Source organism: Nocardia sp. MDA0666, assembly GCF_003023875.1.
GTDB lineage: Bacteria > Actinomycetota > Actinomycetes > Mycobacteriales > Mycobacteriaceae > Nocardia > Nocardia aobensis.
In genome coordinates this window covers 99,717-115,205 of record NZ_PYHT01000013.1, presented here as the reverse complement: position 1 = coordinate 115,205, position 15,489 = coordinate 99,717, and the positions used below count along the sequence as shown (strand labels likewise).

Annotated in this window: 15 protein-coding genes; 4 read left to right on the top strand and 11 right to left on the bottom strand. The window is 68.8% G+C overall.

Annotation, left to right across the window (positions count from 1 at the left end; translation table 11 throughout):
• The first annotated feature begins 40 nt into the window (after positions 1-40).
• Entirely contained in the window at positions 41-526 is a 486-nt protein-coding gene (locus C8258_RS19320; protein ID WP_106956384.1) for a carboxymuconolactone decarboxylase family protein, read from the top strand.
• Positions 527-587: 61 nt separating this feature from the next.
• On the opposite strand, the gene C8258_RS19315 is transcribed toward C8258_RS19320, so the two are convergent.
• From C8258_RS19315 to C8258_RS19290, 6 genes are all read right to left on the bottom strand, one after another.
• Entirely contained in the window at positions 588-1,628 is a 1,041-nt protein-coding gene (locus C8258_RS19315) for a hypothetical protein (RefSeq protein ID WP_106956383.1), read from the bottom strand.
• A gap of 41 nt (positions 1,629-1,669) precedes the next feature.
• Entirely contained in the window at positions 1,670-2,155 is a 486-nt protein-coding gene (locus C8258_RS19310; protein ID WP_063007862.1) for a hypothetical protein, read from the bottom strand.
• Positions 2,156-2,194: 39 nt separating this feature from the next.
• Positions 2,195-2,977, bottom strand: a complete 783-nt coding sequence (locus C8258_RS19305; RefSeq protein WP_106956382.1) for an alpha/beta hydrolase — start codon at positions 2,975-2,977, stop codon at positions 2,195-2,197.
• Positions 2,978-3,023: 46 nt separating this feature from the next.
• Positions 3,024-5,525, bottom strand: coding sequence for a phenylalanine--tRNA ligase subunit beta (gene pheT, locus C8258_RS19300; RefSeq protein ID WP_106956381.1), 2,502 nt, complete (start codon positions 5,523-5,525; stop codon positions 3,024-3,026).
• A 53-nt stretch (positions 5,526-5,578) separates the two neighbouring features.
• The gene (gene pheS, locus C8258_RS19295; RefSeq protein ID WP_106956380.1) at positions 5,579-6,652 is read right to left on the bottom strand and encodes a phenylalanine--tRNA ligase subunit alpha; all 1,074 of its coding nucleotides are present in this window, start codon (positions 6,650-6,652) and stop codon (positions 5,579-5,581) included.
• Between the two features lie 230 nt (positions 6,653-6,882).
• Positions 6,883-8,301 carry a DHA2 family efflux MFS transporter permease subunit gene (locus C8258_RS19290; protein ID WP_106956379.1) on the bottom strand — a complete coding sequence of 473 codons (1,419 nt, stop codon included), beginning with the start codon at positions 8,299-8,301 and terminating at the stop codon, positions 6,883-6,885.
• Positions 8,302-8,444: 143 nt separating this feature from the next.
• Here C8258_RS19290 and C8258_RS19285 point away from each other — a divergent pair, with 143 nt between their 5' ends.
• Positions 8,445-9,017, top strand: a complete 573-nt coding sequence (locus C8258_RS19285; RefSeq protein WP_063064801.1) for a TetR/AcrR family transcriptional regulator — start codon at positions 8,445-8,447, stop codon at positions 9,015-9,017.
• A gap of 189 nt (positions 9,018-9,206) precedes the next feature.
• Complete coding sequence (locus C8258_RS19280; RefSeq protein WP_199195766.1) at positions 9,207-11,621, top strand: MFS transporter; 2,415 nt, start codon at positions 9,207-9,209, stop codon at positions 11,619-11,621.
• Between the two features lie 138 nt (positions 11,622-11,759).
• On the opposite strand, the gene C8258_RS19275 is transcribed toward C8258_RS19280, so the two are convergent.
• The 4 genes from C8258_RS19275 to infC form a co-directional block, all read right to left on the bottom strand.
• Positions 11,760-12,599, bottom strand: coding sequence for an RNA methyltransferase (locus C8258_RS19275; RefSeq protein WP_106956448.1), 840 nt, complete (start codon positions 12,597-12,599; stop codon positions 11,760-11,762).
• 71 nt (positions 12,600-12,670) lie between these two features.
• Positions 12,671-13,051, bottom strand: a complete 381-nt coding sequence (rplT, locus tag C8258_RS19270; RefSeq protein ID WP_025348785.1) for a 50S ribosomal protein L20 — start codon at positions 13,049-13,051, stop codon at positions 12,671-12,673.
• 73 nt (positions 13,052-13,124) lie between these two features.
• Positions 13,125-13,319 (bottom strand): 50S ribosomal protein L35, encoded by a 195-nt coding sequence (rpmI, locus tag C8258_RS19265; protein WP_030518931.1) that lies wholly within the window; start codon positions 13,317-13,319, stop codon positions 13,125-13,127.
• 66 nt (positions 13,320-13,385) lie between these two features.
• A complete protein-coding gene (gene infC / locus C8258_RS19260; protein WP_036500642.1) occupies positions 13,386-14,066 on the bottom strand; it encodes a translation initiation factor IF-3 in 681 nt (226 codons plus the stop codon).
• 376 nt (positions 14,067-14,442) lie between these two features.
• On the opposite strand from infC, the gene C8258_RS19255 reads away from it, so the two are divergent.
• On the top strand, positions 14,443-14,817 hold the full coding sequence (locus C8258_RS19255; RefSeq protein ID WP_051042309.1) for a DUF1844 domain-containing protein: 375 nt from the start codon (positions 14,443-14,445) through the stop codon (positions 14,815-14,817).
• Between the two features lie 55 nt (positions 14,818-14,872).
• Here C8258_RS19255 and C8258_RS19250 read toward each other — a convergent pair whose 3' ends face one another.
• Positions 14,873-15,487, bottom strand: a complete 615-nt coding sequence (locus C8258_RS19250) for a TetR/AcrR family transcriptional regulator (RefSeq protein WP_106956378.1) — start codon at positions 15,485-15,487, stop codon at positions 14,873-14,875.
• Positions 15,488-15,489: the final 2 nt, after the last annotated feature.

Genomic DNA, 15,489 nt, shown 5'->3' with positions numbered 1-15,489 from the left:
TCTTGTGTTCGTTCAACGATCACGGCAGCAAGGACAAGTCATGGAATCCCGTTTCACCCTCACCGACAATGCACTCGGCGCGAAGTTCGCCAAGCGATTCGGCAACACCAGCATGGTCATCCTCCAGTCGACCCTGCCCAAGGCGACCCAGGACCTGATGATGCTGCGCGTCAGCCAGATCAACGGCTGCGGCTGGTGCACCGACGTGCACAGCAAGGACCTCGCGGCCGCCGGCGAGCCCGCGGTGCGCATCAACCTGGTCGCCGCGTGGCGCGAGGCGTCGGTGTTCTCCGAAGCCGAGCGGGCGGCGCTGGCGCTGGCCGAGGAGGGCACCCGTCTCGCCGACGCCCACCAGGGGGTCTCGGACGAGACCTGGGCGCAGGTGCGCAAGCATTACGACGACGACCAGATCGCCGCACTGGTCGGCCTGGTCGCGCAGATCAACGCGGCCAACCGGCTCGGCGTGATCGTGCGCCAGCAGGGCGGCTCGTATGATCCCGGCATGTTCGCCGAGATCACCGGCTGATCAGCGAGCGACACGCGATCCGGCCCGGGGGTAGTCGACCTGGGCCGGACCGCGCCGAGTGTTACTGCGTCGCCTCGGCCAGGATCGCCAGCACCGGCTCGGAGGTGTAGAACGGTTCGAGGCGTTCGCGAATCAGTTTGGCCAGCACGCCGTTTCGCTTCGCCGCCTCGACCACCGCGGGGCCGTAGCGCAGGATCTCGGTGCGGATGTCGTCGGCGGACAGGCCGAGTTCGGGCAGCAGTGCGCCGAGGGTGTGGTCGCCGTACTTGGTGAAGAACACGTCGACGCATTCGTCGAGGAGCACACCCACGTACTCCTTGTCGCGGGTGGTGACGACGATGCGGTGCACCAGCAGGGCGAGTTCGCGCAGGTCGGCCTGGGTCAGGTAGTCGCGCAGGCCGCTGACCGGCTCACCGGCGTGCAGATCCCAGAACTCCATCGCCGCGCCGTGCACCGGTGCGTCGCGCAGCATTTCCCGGATCGCGTTGTTGGTGCGCTTGAGGGCGAACATGGCACCCTTACCGGCCATATCGCCGATGAAGGTGCCGCTGCTGGCCTTCTCGGCGGCCTTGCGCGCGGACTTGGCCGCGTTGGTGCCGAACGACACCAGCGACCCGACGCCCGGAACCTTGCTGGCCATCTGCCGGTTCGACTCCATGAAATCGTCGATCAGCTTGTCGACGAATTTGGACGCCGCCGTCGCCACCAGGGGGCTTTCGGTCAGCCGCTCCAGCAGGCGCTCCTGGGCCTGGTGCATGCCGAAGATCTTCTCCAGCAACGCTTCCACGGGTTCGCGGTCCACGACGTCGCCGAGGGTGTAGTCGTTGTTCTCGGCGATATTGTCGTAGATCGCGTCGGCGAACACCGCCACCGAATCCTGCAGCACCGGGCTGCCGCCGATGCGGTTCACGACGGTGCGCACGGTCTGGCGAGCGTCTTCGACGGAGACCACATCGCGGAAGACGATCGTGTCGGCGACCGCCAGCACATCGTCGACATCACGGGCGACGACCTCGGCGAACCGATCTCCCGTCACCTCCGCCAGCAGGTAGTCCACCTGCGCGTCGAGCAGTTTCGCGGCGACGTCCTGTGCTGCGGTCATCGGTTCCCCTTCAGCTGTCCGGACCGCCGGACCAGCCGGAATCACACGTCGTCGCGCATCGACTTCCGAATCTCGTCCAGGCGTTCCCGCGCGGCTTTCTCCCGCGCCTGCCATTGTTCGTCGGCGCTGCGGCCCGCCGGTGTCTGCCGGTCGAGTTCACCCAACCCCTGGGCGGTGCCGTAGCGCTGCTCGACCTTATCGCGAACTGACTCGAAAGTAGGGACTCCGGATTCCGAGTAGCCGCCGGGCACGCCGAAGCCTTCCGGCGGCAGCGGCACCCCCGAGCCCACCGCGACCTGCCCGAATCCGCCGGAGATCGGCGGCGGCACGGCGGCGGCAGCCCCGGGAGTGTCCGAAGTCACATCGGCCTCGGGCTCCGCACGAGTGGGACGGGCCGCCAGTTCGACCGCGGTCAGATGCAACTTCTCCAGACCCGGCCGGCCCGTGGTCGCGGTGACCACGACCTCGAGCAGATCCTCATCCTGCAGCGCGGCGAGCAGGGCCGCCATATCACCGGTGTCGGACATGCACCCAGGCTACGCATCGCGACCGTGGTCCGGCCGATTTCACTCGCCGGTCACCGATTCCACGCCCGCGAGAACGTCGCGAACCCACGCCGATACGGTTCCCGACCACCCGGGAATCGAGACCAGCGTGTTGTGCCCGGCCTTCGGGTAGATCAGCAGCCGCTTCGGCTCGGCCAGCGCCGCGTACAAGGTGCGGCCCATCTCGACCGGAAGCAGTTCGTCGGCCTCACCGTGCATGACGAACGTGGGCACCCGCAGCTCGCGGAGCCGCTGCAACGTCGGAAAGGCATTCGGCACCAACGGTTTCGGAATAAACGGGTAGACCGCGCGGGCCGCCTCGCGCAGACCGGTGAAGGTGGACATCAGAATCATCGCCGCGGGCGGATACTCGGTCGCCAACTCCGTGACGACCGCGCCGCCGAGCGACTTGCCGAGGTAGACAACGCGTTTCGGATCCACCCCGGACTGCTCCAGCAGCGCCCGGCGGGCGGCCCGGGCATCCAGATACAGCCCGCGTTCGCTCGGCCGGCCCGGACTGCGACCGTATCCGCGATAGTCGAAGGTCAGCACGTTCAGGCCCGCGGCGGCCAGCAATGCCAGGATCGGCGAGCGGTCGCCGATATTGCCGCCGTTGCCGTGGGCGTAGAGCACGTGGGCGAGCGGCTTCTCGGCGCGCACGAACCACGCGTTGATCCGGGCCCCGTCGTCCGCGGTCAGCCACAGATCGTCGTGGTCGAACCCGAACTGCTCGGGCGTCATGGTGATCCGACGTTCGGGATGGAACGTCAGCGCGTTGAGCACGCCCTCGGCCGGATGTCGCATAGTCCCTTCCTACCTGCACACACGCCGGTTCGCGAGCCCACTCGCACTATCCGCGCAGTACCGCTCCGACGGCGTCGGCGGCCGCTGCGACGGCGGAATCGCGCGCCGCGCTGGCCTCGTCCTCGGTGAGGGTGCGGTCGCTCGCACGGAAGCGCAGGGCGTAGGTGAGGGATTTGCGGCCCTCGCCCGCCTGGGCGCCCTCGTAGACGTCGAACAGCGCGATGTCCTCGAGCAGCTCGCCCGCACCGGTGCGCAGCGCCGATTCGACCTGAGCCGCGCCGACGGTCTTCTCGACACTCACCGACACGTCCTGCAGCACCGCCGGGAAGGGGGAAACGACCGGTGCGGGCCGGGATTCGCGCAGCGGCAGCGCGTCCAGATCCAGTTCCAGCGCACAGGTGCGCGGCGGCAGCCCGCTGCGCTCGAGGACGGCCGGATGCAGTTCGCCGGCATGGCCTACCACCGCGCCGTCGACCAGCAGTTCCGCGCAGCGGCCCGGGTGGAACGGCAAATATGTGGCGGCTCGGCGCTCGATGGTGACGCCGGCGGCATCGGCGACGGCGTCGGCGAGGGCGAACGCGTCGGCCGCCTCGGCGACCCGGCCCGGGCCCCACGGGCCACGCGGTTCCCGCCGGCCGGTCAGAACCGCGGCGACGTGCACCGGCTGGGCGGGCAGAGACTCGATGAGCTCGCGGATCTGCTCGTCGGTGGGACGGCGGTCGACCGGCAGTTCGGCCACCGCGTGGGTGTCGGGACCGGGCAGGACGACCTGGGCGATGCCGTAGATCGACAAATCGCGCTCACCCCGGGAGATGTTGCGGGCGGCCACCTCGAGCAGGGCGGGCAACAGCGTGGTCGCCAGTTCCGCCTTCTCCACGTCGAGCGGGTTCAGCACGCGCATGGTGTTGCGGCGCGGATCGTCGGCGTCCAGACCCCAGGTGTCGAAGACCCCCGCGGTCATGAAGATCGGCGCCGGCACCTCCACACATCCGGAGAAGGCGAGCGCACGGCTGACGGCCCGGCGACGGCGCTGCTCGGCGGTGAGGCCACGCCCGGCCGGAGCCGTCGGCAGCACCGACGGAATCTGCTCCAGACCCTCGAGCCGCAGCACCTCCTCCACCAGGTCGGCGGGCTGGGTGAGATCGGGCCGCCAGCTCGGCGGCGTCACGACCAGCTGGCCGTGGCCGGTCTCGCTGACGCTCACCTCGACGGAGCAGCCGATCTGCGCGAGCCGGCGCGCCGAGGTGCCGGTGGGATAGACGACGCCCGCGGTGCGGTCGGCCAGATCGATATCCATCCGGATCGGCTCGGTGGGGGGCACCGGGAGCCGCACGTCGGTCAGTGCGGGTTCGACTGTGCCACCGGCGATTTCGGCCAGCAGAGTGGCGGCGCGGTCGAGCGCGGCGACGTTGATCTCCGGATCGACGACGCGCTCGTAGCGTTTACCCGCTTCCGAGACCACCTTGTGCCGGCGCGCGGTGCGGTAGACCGCCAGCGGATTCCAGGTCGCGGCCTCCAGCAGGATGTCGGTGGTGTCGTCGCCGACCTCGGTGCTCGCGCCGCCCATGATGCCGGCCAGCGAGATCACACCCGAATCATCGGTGATCACAACGTCTTCGGCGTCGAGCGTGCGCTCGGCCTCGTCGAGGGTGCGCAACGTCTCACCGGTGTGTGCGCGCCGGATGACCAGCGGCCCGGTCACTTTCGCGGCGTCGAAGGCGTGCAGCGGCTGGCCCAGTTCGAGCATCACGTAGTTGGTGACATCGACGGCGGGCGAGATCGGGCGCACCCCGGCCAGCAGCAGCCGGCGCTGCAACCACCACGGGCTCACCGCGTTCGGGTCGACGCCGGTAACCCTGCGCACCGCGAACCGGGTGCAGCCGGATTCCGGTTCGACCGTCACCGCATACGCCTCGGCCTCGTCGTCGGGCAGCGTGCGCACCGCGGGATCGGCGTAGTCGAGGTCGAAACCGCAGGCGAGTTCGCGGGCCAGGCCGCGGACCGAGAAGCAGTAGCCGCGGTCCGGGGTGATGTTGAGTTCGATCACCGTGTCGTCGAGGCCCAGCAGTTCGTTGGCGTCGGCGCCCGGTTCGGCGGTGCCCGGCTCCAGCACGAGAATGCCGGAATGATCCTTGCCGATACCGAGTTCGGCGACCGAGCAGATCATGCCGTTGGAGACGTGGCCGTAGGTCTTGCGCGAGCTGATGGCGAATCCGCCCGGCAGCACACCGCCCGGCAGCACCACGACCACGAGGTCGCCGACCGCGAAATTGCGTGCGCCGCAGACGATCTCCTGCAGTTCCGGCTTGCCGATATCGACCTTGCAGAACCGGATCGGCTTCTTGAACTCGGTCAGCTCGGTGATCTCGGCGACCCGGCCGACCACCAGTGGATGCTCGATATCGCCGGTGACCGGCCGCAGGGTGTCGAGTTCCTCGACCTCGAGGCCCACGCGGACGAAACCGGCGTCGAGTTCCTCGGGGGTCAGCGACCAGCCGGGGGTGGTCCGCTGCAGGGTTTCCGTCAGCCAGGACTGCGCTACTCGCACGTGACGTTTCGCTTCCTCGTATGAAGGTTCTCGGGTGGTGGATGGGGCCGGACTCAGGCGCGGATGCCGAACGGCAGCGTGAAGCGCACATCGCCCTCGACGATGTCGCGCATATCCGGAATGCCGTTGCGGAACTGCAGGGTGCGCTCGAGTCCCATACCGAAGGCGAATCCGCTGTAGACCTCGGGATCGATCCCGCTGGCGATCAGCACCTTCGGGTTGACCATGCCGCAGCCGCCCCATTCGACCCAGCCGGCGCCGCCCTTCTTGTCCGGGAACCACACGTCGACCTCGGCGGAGGGCTCGGTGAACGGGAAGTAGTTGGGGCGCATGCGGGTTCGCGTATCCGGTCCGAACAGCGCCCGCGCGAACGCGTCCAGCGTGCCGCGCAGATGCGCCATGGTCAGGCCCTTGTCCACGGCCAGACCCTCGACCTGGGAGAAGACCGGGGTGTGGGTGGCGTCGAGTTCGTCGGTGCGGAAGGTCCGGCCCGGGCAGACCACGTAGATCGGCAGCTCGCGCGACAGCATCGAGCGCACCTGCACCGGAGAGGTATGAGTGCGCAGAACCTGCCTGGAACCTTCCGGCGCCACATGGAAGGTGTCCTGCATGGTGCGGGCCGGGTGATCGGGCAGGAAGTTCAGCGCGTCGAAGTTGAAGTGCTCGGTCTCGACCTCGGGGCCCTCGGCGACCTCCCAGCCCATACCGACGAAGACGTCCTCGATCTGCTCGGAGATCACCGTGATGGGGTGGCGCGCGCCGATCGGACCGCGCCGGGCCGGCAGCGTGACATCGATCGCCTCGGCGACCAGGACGGCGGCGTCGCGTTCGGCGAGCAGCTGGGCGCGGCGGGCCTCGAAGGCGTCCGTCACCCGGCCACGGGCCACGTTCACCCGCTTACCGGCATCGGCCTTGTCCTGTTTGGGCAGCCCGCCCATCGCCCGCTGAGCCAGCGCGATCGGCGATTTGCCGCCCATATGCTCGGTCTTGGCGGTGGCGAGCGCATCCAGGTCGGCCGCGGCCGCGAACGCCTTCTCCGCGGCGGCGGCCGCAGCGGAGAGAGCCTCTTCGCTGAGCGCCTCCGCCGGCGTCGCTGACTGCTCGGCTGCATCCTTCTCGTCGGCCACGATGGTTCGTCTCTCCCCTGGGCTGGTCGGGTCCGTGCGGTTACCTGCTCACGCGCATCGGCATCGCCACATGCGATACACGACTCCGCGCTGCCAACTATTGTCGCTGGTCGAATCGTAGGCGATGTCGGCAGGCCGCCTCACACGGATATTTCCGGCACACGGAGACCGATACGGCAGGCGCACCGCCCGGACATCCGAGCGGTGCGCGTGTCTCTACTGGGACTGCCTTACCCGACCGGAACGATCCGACGCGGCAGCAGCGCCGTCGCGCACGCGCCGAGCGCCACGACCACCGCGCCCACCCGCACCGCCGGCGCCATGCCGGCGACGAAATCGGCCGGGCTGAGGTACGAACCGTAGGACGCGAAGATCGACGCCAGTATCGCGACGCCCATCGCCACACCGACCTCGCGAATGGTGTTGTTGGTCCCGGACGCGACACCCTGATCTTCCGGCGGGGCACTGGCCATCACGACGGTCGAACCGGGCGCGAAGGTCAGGCCCATGCCGATACCGGCGAGCAGGAACGGCCCGATGAACGCGGCGTAGGACATGTCGGCGGTGACGATCGCACCGATCCAGGCCAGCGCGGCTGCCTGGAACACCTGCCCGGCCACGATGAGGGTGCGCGCGCCGATCCGGTCGACCACCAGGCCCGCCAGCGGCGCGACGACCATCGGCGCCATCGTCCACGGCAGCGTCCGCACGCCGGCCGCCAGCGGTGAGTACCCCTGCACGACCTGGAAGAACTGGGCGAGCAGGAAGATCGAACCGAAGACGCCGACCGCGAATGCGAACGCCGACACATTCATCACCGCGAACGCCCGGGAGCGGAACAGCCGCATCGGCAGCATCGGCGCCGGCGAGCGCAGTTCCCATCCGACGAACGCGATCAGGGCCAGGGCGCCGGCGAACAGTGTGGCCAGCACCGGCGCCGAGGTCCAGCCGTCGTCGGCACCGTGCACCACGCCCCAGACGATCGAGAGCACGCCACCGGCCGAGAGCACCAGCCCCACCGGGTCCAGACGCCGACCGCCGCCGAAGGATTCGCCGAGCACTCGCGCCACGAAAGGCAGGGCCAGCAATCCGATCGGCACATTGAGCCAGAAGATCCACTGCCAGCTCAGCCCGTCGACCACCAGGCCGCCGACCACCGGGCCGACGGCGATTCCGAGTCCGGAGATACCACCCCAGATCCCGATGGCCGCGCTGCGCTTCGCGACCGGCACCGCATTCGCCAGCAGCGTCAGCGACAGCGGCATGACCGCGGCGCCACCGAAGCCCTGTATCGCCCGGGCGAGGATGAGCATCCACGGCTCGGTCGCCAGCGCACATGCCGCCGAGGCGAGGGTGAACAGGGCGATACCCGACAGGTACATCCGGCGGCGGCCGAAGCGGTCGCCCAGCGCCGAGGCGGTGAGCAGCAGCGACGCGAAAGACAGTGTGTAGGCGTTGACGAACCATTGCAGGTCGGCCAGGGACGCGCCCAGTTCCGTGCGGATCACCGGGAGCGCGTTCGTGACGACCAGATTGTCCAGGGTGACCATGAACATCGGAATGCCGACGGCGGCGAGGATCGCGCCGAGCGGCCTGGTGGTGGCGCCGGAGGAGCCGGCGCGGGGGGTGGTTTCGAGGGTGGTGGTCATCGCAGATCCTTTGTTGTTATCGACTGATAACTTGATGCCGAAAGAGTATGCATTCGCTGATAACATGTCAACAGGTGGCGGTGCCGGGCGCTACGCCCGCTCGCACCGCGCTACCGTGACCGTCGGACGACGTAAGGAGGACCATGGCGGACTCGACCCGCACGCGCCTGACCGCAGCCGAGCGCAGCGAGCAGGTACTGGCCGCCGCGGTCACCGCGTTCGCCGAAACCGGTTACGCCGCAACGAAAACCGACGAGATCGCCCGACTCGCCGGAGTGTCGCAGCCCTACGTGATCCGGCTGTTCGGCACCAAGGAACGATTGTTCGTCGCCGCGGTCAACCAGGCCTGCGGGCGGATCGAAGAGGTCTTCCGCGCGGCGCGCGCCGACGCGCCGGCGAACGCGACCGCCCAAGAGGCATTGCAGGCACTCGGCAAGGGATACGAGACCTTCCTCGCCGAACGGGAATTGCCACTCCTCATGTTGCACGGCTTCTCCGCCAGCGCCGATCCGGCGATCGGCGACCACGTCCGCGAGCGTTTCGGCCGCATCTACGAACTGGTTCGCGAGCTCACCGGCGCCGATGCCGACGACGCCCGTCAATTCATGGCCACCGGCATGCTCATCACCGTGATGACGGCCATGCAGGTGATCGGCCCGGATGCGGTGCCGACCCGCTGGGCCGAGGAAATCAACGCCTGCCTCCAGGACGACTGAGCAGGCTTTTCACCGCCCTTTGCGCCGATGTGATCGAGCACACCGCCCCTTCGGCCTTTGCGCAGCGTTCTCACAGGATTATAGTTACTTTCGTTAATCAACTTGTTTGATATCCCCCGAACACCTCTTGCTGCGGCGACATCGGCCCACCGGCCGACCGCCGCATCGACCGCTTCCGGAAAGAGAACGATGGCAATCACCTCTGCGAACGACGCCGCGCGCAGATCCCCGGAGTCGGGTGAAACGGCGGCGATGACGCACCGGCAGATCATGGAGGCCCTGTCCGGCCTGCTGCTGGGCATGTTCGTCGCGATCATCTCCTCCACGATCGTGACCAACGCGCTGCCGAAGATCATCGGCACGCTGGGCGGTGGACAATCCGCCTACACGTGGGTCGTCACCGCCTCCCTGCTCGCGATGACGGCCACCACCCCGCTGTGGGGCAAACTCGCCGACCTGTTCAGCAAGAAGGCCCTCGTCCAGATCGCCCTGCTGATCTACGTGGCCGGTTCGGTGGTCGCGGGCCTGTCGCAGAATCCGGGCATGCTGATCGCCTGCCGCGCGGTGCAGGGCATCGGCGCGGGCGGTCTGTCCGCGCTGGCCCAGATCGTGATGGCCGCGATGATCTCGCCGCGCGAACGCGGCCGCTACAGCGGCTACCTGGGCGCGGTGTTCGCGGTGGCGACCGTCGGCGGCCCGCTGCTCGGCGGTGTCATCACCGACACCAGCTGGCTGGGCTGGCGCTGGTGTTTCTACGTCGGTGTGCCGTTCGCGGTGGTCGCCCTGATCGTGTTGCAGCGCACGCTGCGGCTGCCGGTCACCCGGCGCGAGGTGAAGGTCGACTGGCTGGGCGCATTCCTGGTCACCGCGGCGGTGTGTCTGCTGCTGGTGTGGGTCACCTTCGCCGGCGACAAGTACGCATGGGCCTCCTGGCAGACCCTGGTGATGGTGCTCGGCGCCGTCGCACTGGCCGTGCTGTTCGTCTTCGCCGAACTGCGGGCCGCCGAGCCGATCGTGCCGATGCACCTGTTCGCCAACCGCACCATCAGCCTCGCCTCGGCCGCCTCGCTGTTCATCGGTGTCGCGATGTTCGCGGGCACCGTCTTCTTCAGCCAGTACTTCCAGCTGGCGCGCGGCGAATCGCCCACCATGTCGGGTCTCATGACCATCCCGATGATCGGCGGCCTGTTCATCTCCTCCACGGTGTCGGGCCAGATCATCACCCGCACCGGCCGGTGGAAGGCGTGGCTGGTCACCGGCGGCTTCCTGGTGACCGCCGGACTGGGCCTGCTCGGCACCATCCGCTACGACACCAACTACTGGCTGGTCGCGATCTACATGGCGTTGATGGGCCTGGGAATCGGTATGACGATGCAGAACCTGGTGCTGTGCACCCAGAACCAGGTGGCGCCGCACGAACTGGGCGCGGCAAGCTCGCTGGTCACGTTCTTCCGCAGCCTCGGCGGTGCGATCGGCGTGTCGGCGCTCGGCGCGGTGATGGCCGAACGGGTGAAGGACTACATCAGCGACGGGCTGAGCCATCTGAACCCGGCCGCGGCCCGAGCAATGGGCGGTGGCAACCAGATCCCGGACATCTCCGCCCTGCCCGGCCCGGTCCGCACGGTCGTCGAGGACGGGTACGGTCACGGTATCGCCGATGTGTTCCTCATCGCGGCGCCCATCGCGCTGGTCGCCTTCCTGCTGACTCTGTTCATCAAGGAGGTCGCGCTGCGGACCACCGGCGCGCTGGCACAGGCCGCCGAATCGGGACCGGAGCCGGTGCTCCCGGCACAGGTCATGGCCGAGGACGCCTCGGGCCTGGTGCCGGAGGAGTTCGTGAGCACCGGAATCACGATCCACGGCCGCGTCCAGTCCGGTGACGGCTCACCGGTGACGCGCACCGCGCTCACCCTGATCTCCCCCACCGGCCGCCAGATCGGCCGTGCCATCGCCCGCGGCGACGGGCACTACGCGCTCGACGCACCGGAATCCGGATCCTATGTGCTGATCGCCTCGGCCGACGGCTTCCAGCCGCAGGCCACGCCGATCACCGTCGGCGCGCGACCGCTGGAACACGATGTGCGCCTGAGCGGTATGAGCGGATTGGCCGGCACCGTGCGAGCGGCCGACGACGGCACACCGGTGGCCGATGCGCTGGTGATCGTCACCGACAGCCGCGGTGACGTCCTGGCGGCGGGCGCGTCCGGCCCCGCGGGCGACTATGCGCTGACCGAACTGGTTCCCGGACCGGTGACCGTCGCGGTCAACGCCGCCACGTTCCAGCCGGTGGCGTTGCCGGCGGAGGTCGCCGGTCAGGGCATCACCCAGCTCGACGTGATGCTCTCGCGCGGCGCGCAACTGCGGGGTGTCGTGCACGGCGCCCACGGTCCGCTGCGCGATGCCCGGGTGACCCTCGTCGACGCGGGCGGTGCGGTGATCGACAGCACCACCACCGACGCGGACGGCAGCTACCTGTTCGCCAATCTGGCGGTCGGCGACTACACGGTGGTGGCGGCCGGTTACCCGGCGACCACCTCCACGCTGACCCTGGCCGCGGGCACCGGTGACGACCACGTGATCGAGTTGGCGCACCCGCGCGACTGATCAAAACAGTGTGGGCGCCGGATACGAATATCCGGCGCCCACAGTCGTATTCGGGGCCCGTCGACATGTCCTACCGGTCGGGCACGATCTGCGTGACGGACCGGGCACCGTAGCTGTCGCGCTGGAGTTGACCGGGCGCTATGGGCGGTGGCGTACCCGGGCGTCGGCGTAGAGACAGATCGCGGCGGCGGCGGCCAGATTCAGGCTCTCCGCGCGGCCGTGGATGGGGATGCGGATGCGATGGTCGGCGCGGGCGGCGACCGCCGGGTCCAGGCCGTGCGCCTCGTTGCCGAAAAGCCATGCGGTGCCGCCGGATTCGCCCGCGGAGCGGAGCAGATCGTCGGCGTCGTCGAGGTCGACCTCGCCGCGCGCGGTGGTGGCCAGGACGGTGATGTCGTTGTCGCGCAGGGTCGTCAGCACCGCGTCGATATCGCGTTCGCGCGCGATCGGCACGTGGAACAGGCTGCCCGCGCAGGCGCGCACACATTTGCCGTTGTGCGGATCCACCGAATCACCGGCCAGCACGACACCGTTCGCGCCGACGGCATCGGCCACCCGAATCAGAGTTCCCGCGTTGCCCGGATCGGACATCTCGACCGGCACCGCCAGCATGCGAGAAGTAGCCGCTCGGCCTTCGGCCCCGCGCGTCTCCACGGTGCCCGAAAGCACCTGCCCCAGCGGCACATCGACAACCCGGCACACCGCCACCAACCCCGGCGGCGTGACGGTCTCGCCCAGATGTTCGGCGGCCCGCTCACATACCAGGCTGGTGCGCACGCCCAACGCGGCGGCCGTGGCCACCAGTTCGTGTTCGCGTTCGGCGGCGCGACTCGAGTAGAACAGCTCCTCGACCCGCTCGGTATCCAGGGCCGCGGCCACGGAATTGGCACCCTCGGCCAGGAACAGGCCGGTTTTGCGGCGGGATGCGGAGCGGTGCAGTTTGACAGCGGAAACGACCCGCGGATTGCGTTCCGACAGTTCCGGATTCGTCCGGACGTCGGAGTCGCGCTCCGCGGGTCGTTTCGACGTGTTGGTCAACTGGTCGCAGCTCAGGCGGCCGGGGCGTTGACATCCTCCGGCAGGGCGGCCTTGGCCACCGCCACCAGGCCGGCGAACGCCTCGGCGTCGGAGACGGCGAGCTCGGCGAGGATCTTGCGGTCGACCTCGACGCCCGCGGCCTTCAGGCCCTGGATGAAGCGGTTGTAGGTGATGTCGTTGAGCCGAGCCGCGGCGTTGATGCGCGCGATCCACAGCTTGCGGAAGTCACCCTTGCGCGCCCGGCGGTCCCGGTAGGCGTAGGTGAGCGAGTGCAGCTGCTGTTCCTTGGCCTTGCGGTACAGCCGCGAGCGCTGCCCGCGGTAGCCCTTGGAGGCCTCGAGCACGGAACGGCGCTTCTTCTGAGCGTTGACGGCCCTTTTGACGCGTGCCACTGGTCAGTCCTTGTTCGATCGAGGGGCGCGGCGGCGCCCACAGGTTGGGAGAGGGAACGGTGCGCGAGCGCGCTCAGATACCGAGCAGCTTCTTCACGCGACGGACGTCAGCGGGCGCGACGACCTCCGTGCCGTCCAGACGACGAGTCCGGCGGCTGGACTTGTGCTCGAGCAGGTGGCGACGGTTCGCCTGCTGGCGCAGCAGCTTGCCGCGACCGGACACCTTGAATCGCTTCGAGGTGCCGCTGTGGCTCTTCATCTTCGGCATGGATTCCTCAATCTTGTCTCGTTCCGGCGGCATCGCGTCGTGCGATACCGCCGGTGCTGTATCGGTTTACTGCGGGCTGGCCGCTTCGGCTTCCGGCGCGGGCGCCGAACCGGCCGCAGCGTCGCCCCCAGCGGGCGCGGAACTGCCGGGCGCCGAACCACGCTGCGCGGTCTGCTGCGCGGCGGTCTGCGCCTTCACCCGGGTCTTCGCACCCTTGTGAGGTGCGAGGACCATCGTCATGTTCCGGCCGTCCTGCTTGGCGGAGGTCTCCACGAAGCCGAGGTCGGCGACATCGGAGGCCAGCCGCTGCAGCAGCCGGAAACCGAGTTCGGGACGCGACTGCTCGCGACCACGGAACATGATCGTGACCTTGACCTTCGACCCGGCCTCGAGGAACCGCATCACGTGTCCCCGCTTGGTCGCGTAGTCGTGGTCATCGATCTTCGGACGGAGCTTCTGCTCCTTGATCACGGTCTGCTGCTGGTTCTTGCGGGACTCGCGCGCCTTCTGCGCGGTCTCGTACTTGAACTTGCCGTAGTCCATGATCTTGCAGACCGGTGGACGCGCGTCCGGTGCGACCTCGACGAGGTCGAGGTCAGCCTCTTGGGCGACGCGTAGTGCATCTTCAACACGCACGATCCCCACCTGCTCACCCCCCGGTCCGATGAGTCGGACCTCGGGGACGCGGATGCGATCGTTGATGCGGGTCTCAGTGCTGATGGGGCCTCCTAGGTCAAGCGGTGTCATCCAACGACCGCGAGCAACAACTGCAACCCCATACCCAACACGAAAGCCCCGTTGCGGTATTTCACCGCCACGGGGCCCGAATGTCGACCGGTCGCCGCGGGCGTCCACCAACAGGACTGCCACCTCGACCTCGCCACGGACAAATCCGAGCGAGAACCCGCCGCATACGGCGGGTGACCGGACCATCGAACCTGGCACGCTGGCCGGCCGATGGTGGGAGTCGGGCTCCACTTACAGCCCCGAGCCGATGCGCTGGATCGGTTCCAACACGAGACCGGGGCGGTCGTCGCCGACTACTTTAACACCGCAGGCGCCCCTACTCCCAATCGGCCGCCCCCGCAACCCGTCGACGCGAACTCGATGACATGCTACGGATATGAGCGAGCATGCCGGCGACCCGTCGGCCCTGAGTGAGTCCGCCGATCAGGAAACGGTGCGGGAGCTGGCCGACATCCCCGCTGTCGAGGTGATCAGCCGGGCCGCGGTGATGCTGATGAGCTCGGCCGCCGAGAAGCTCGGCCTCGCCGACGAAGATCCCGATTCCAGCCCTCGCCGCGATCTGGACGAGGCCCGCCGCGTGATCACGGCGCTCGCCGGCCTGGTGACGGCCTCGGTCGAATATCTGGGCCCGCACGCCGGCCCCATCCGCGAGGGCCTGCAGTCGCTGCAACGCGCGTTCCGCGAGTCGTCGGCGCATCCGGACGCGCCGGGCGCGGGACCGGGCGAAAAGTACACCGGGCCGGTCTACTGAGCCGAGGTTCTGTTCGGCGCGGCGTGCCAACGGGGGGCCGCGCCGCGCCGGGGATTCACCGCACAGCGATCCCTGACAACAGGGTGGTGACGACGGCCTCGACCGGGGGCGGCACGAACGGGCGCGGCGTTCCCGACAGCAACGACGACAGCACCGCGTCGTGGCAGATGCCGATCAGGACGGCGGCGGCCGCATCGACGTCCGCATCGGCCGCCACTCGGCCCAGATCACGTTCCGCGCGCAGATAGTCGACCAGCTGTTCACGCCACATCCGTTGCCGGCCTTCCGTTTCGGCGAACCTGGCCAGGACCGCGGGTTGGGCGATGAGCCCCGCGAATACCGGCAATACCGCCTGATGCAGCGCCAGCCCCTGGTGCAGGCACACCGCCAGATTCTCCGCGAGGTCGCCGCTGCCCGCGACGGGTAGCGGCGGGAAGCTTCGATCCACCGATTCGACATGGGATCGCAGCGCCGCGGCGAGCAGTTCCTCCTTGTCGGCGAAATGGTTGTAGAGCACCCCGTCGGACACCCCGGCGGCCCGGGCGATGGCACGCACGGTGAGCCCGGTGGCGCCTTGTTCGGCGAACAATCTCTCGGCCGTGGCGATCAGATGGGCACGCAGATCGTGGTCGTCGCGGTCGTGCAGTGCCGCCGCCCGTCGGGGTGACATGA